Annotated in this window: 2 protein-coding genes and 1 pseudogene; all 3 read left to right on the forward strand. The window is 58.7% G+C overall.

Features of this window, described 5'->3' with window-relative positions; all coding sequences use genetic code 11:
• Positions 1-127: 127 nt before the first annotated feature.
• Positions 128-952, forward strand: coding sequence for a Flp pilus assembly protein CpaB (cpaB, locus tag ACTQ3V_RS15415; protein ID WP_441468271.1), 825 nt, complete (start codon positions 128-130; stop codon positions 950-952).
• On the forward strand, positions 949-1,755 hold the full coding sequence (locus ACTQ3V_RS15420) for a P-loop domain-containing protein (RefSeq protein WP_195560599.1): 807 nt from the start codon (positions 949-951) through the stop codon (positions 1,753-1,755). The genes cpaB and ACTQ3V_RS15420 overlap by 4 nt, the downstream gene beginning before the upstream one ends.
• Positions 1,755-2,279 (forward strand): annotated as a pseudogene (locus tag ACTQ3V_RS15425) (type II secretion system protein E); the annotation flags it as partial. The gene ACTQ3V_RS15420 and the pseudogene ACTQ3V_RS15425, both read left to right, overlap by 1 nt.

Below are 2,279 nucleotides of genomic sequence, written 5' to 3' on the forward strand. Positions count from 1 at the left end.
TTTAGATTTTCCCACAATGCTTATCTTTTGGTCTTTGGTTCGGAATAGTGTAGTGCTGGCGGTCTATCTCTTGTTTTCGGTTGCTTGCTTCCTTACCGTACATGAGCATTCTTATAAGGAGGCTTATATGAAGATTTTCCGTAACCGCACCGTGATCGGTGTGCTGTGTATCCTCCTGGCGCTCGTCATCTGCTTCGGAGTGACGCCCCTGTTCAGCCGCAGCGCCAGCGAGAAGGCTGAGATCGTCCGCGTCACCGCCGACATCAAGGAGGGCGACGAGATCACCGCTGAGATGGTACAGACTGTGGAGGTGGGCGCCTATAACCTGCCGTCCGGCATCATGACAGAAAAAGACGAGGTCGTCGGCAAATATGCCACCGCCGCCCTGAAGGTGGGCGATTACATTCTGGCCAGCAAGCTCTCCAACGAGCCTGCCGCTGAAAATGCCTATCTCTACAATCTGGACGGCACCAAACAGGCCATCTCTGTCACCATCAAGAGCTTTGCCACCGGCCTTTCCGGCAAACTGGAGAGCGGCGATATCGTTTCCGTCCTCGTGGCCGACTATCAGGGCATGGGCGAAACCGTGATCCCGCCCGAGCTGCAGTATGTAGAGGTCATCTCCGTTACCGCCTCCTCTGGTTACGACGCCAACACCGGCGAGGCGGTTGAGGATGAAAAAGAGCTGCCCTCCACCGTCACCCTGCTGGTGACCACCGAGCAGGCCAAGGTGCTGGCCGGGCTGGAACAGGAAAGCGAGCTGCATCTGGCGCTGGTTTATCGTGGGATGCCTGAGAATGCCTCCGCGTTCATTGAGGCGCAGGACGCTCTGATCGAGGAGCTGTACGCCGAGCCGGAAGCCGAGGAGACTGCCGAGACAACTGAGAATACCGAAACCGGGGAAAGCGAGGGCGCCGATTCTGCCGCAGAGAGCGAGGCGGCTGCGGAATGAACTTCATGAAAGGAAGCCTGTTTCACCGCAGCACAGAGCCGGAGGAGGTTGAAATCATCGAGGAATCCGGCGGCGGAGTCCTTGCCGTCTGGGGAAGCCCCGGCTGCGGCAAGACCGTGACCGCGGTGAAGATCGCAAAGCATCTGGCGTCCCAGAAAAAGAATGTGGCGCTGCTGCTCTGCGATATGACCGCCCCCATGATGCCCTGCATCTGCCCGCCCTCTGAGCTGGAGTGCGACAAATCCCTGGGCAGCATCTTCGCCGCCCAGCGAATCTCTGTGAATCTCATCAAGCACAACCTGACCACCCACAAGAAGCTGTCCTACCTGACCATGCTGGGGCTGCGCAAGGGGGAAAACGAGTATACCTACGCAGCCTGCACCAAGCAGCAGGCGGAGGAGCTCATCCGCGGCCTGCGTGAGATCGCTCCCTATGTGGTCATCGACTGCTCCAGCTATATTGCCAATGACATCCTCTCCGCCGTGGCGCTCATGGAGGCCGACAGTGTCCTCCGGCTGGCCAACTGCGACCTGAAATCCATTGGCTACCTGTCCAGCCAGCTCCCGCTCCTTCGGGAACTGCACTGGGATGAGGACAAGCAGTACAAAGCGGCATCCAATATCAAGCCCCTCCAGGCCGCCGACCGCATCGGTCAGGTACTTGGGAGCGTCGCTTTCCAGCTTCCGCACTCCCGGGAGTTGGAGGAGCAGTATCTGGAGGGCACGCTTCTGAACGATCTCTCCATGAAAGACAGCAAGGCGTTCCGCCGGGAGATCGAAAAAATCTGCAAGGAGGTGTTCTGATGCTTGGCGACAGAAGAAGCAATTCGTTGTTCGCTGCGGCCCCGGCCGCCGCCCCGGCGGAAGCCAGGCAGGAGCAGGCCGAGGTGCATGATATCTCCTTCGAGGAAAATACCGGAAGGACTATTTTTGCAGAAACCAAGGTCGCCCCCAAGGCGAGCGATGTCTTCTTTGCTCCCCAGGCCGAGGGGATACCCTTCGCGGAGGTTCTCAGTCAGGTACAGTCCTACCTCTCCGGTACCTATGCCACCCTGATCACGGAGAACGGCGACGAGGCCAAGGAGCAGATGAAGCGCCGGATCGCCCGCTATTTGCAGGACAATCGCATGGCGGTGGACGGCATGAGCCAGAGCGAGCTGGTAGACGCCCTGTATACGGAGATGGCCGAGTATGGATTCCTGACCAAGTACATCTTCGCAGACGGCATCGAGGAGATCGACATCAATTCCTGGCGGGACATCGAGATCCAATATTCCGACGGCCGCACCGTCAAGCTGGAGGAACACTTTGACTCGCCGGACCATGCG

This window comes from Candidatus Agathobaculum pullicola, assembly GCF_052117205.1.
GTDB lineage: Bacteria > Bacillota > Clostridia > Oscillospirales > Butyricicoccaceae > Agathobaculum > Agathobaculum pullicola.

Bases quoted from the DNA above. Each gene is read 5' to 3' on its own strand.
- cpaB (WP_441468271.1), top strand. From the start codon at position 128: ATGAAGATTTTCCGTAACCGCACCGTGATCGGTGTGCTGTGTATCCTC.
- ACTQ3V_RS15420 (WP_195560599.1), top strand. From the start codon at position 949: ATGAACTTCATGAAAGGAAGCCTGTTTCACCGCAGCACAGAGCCGGAG.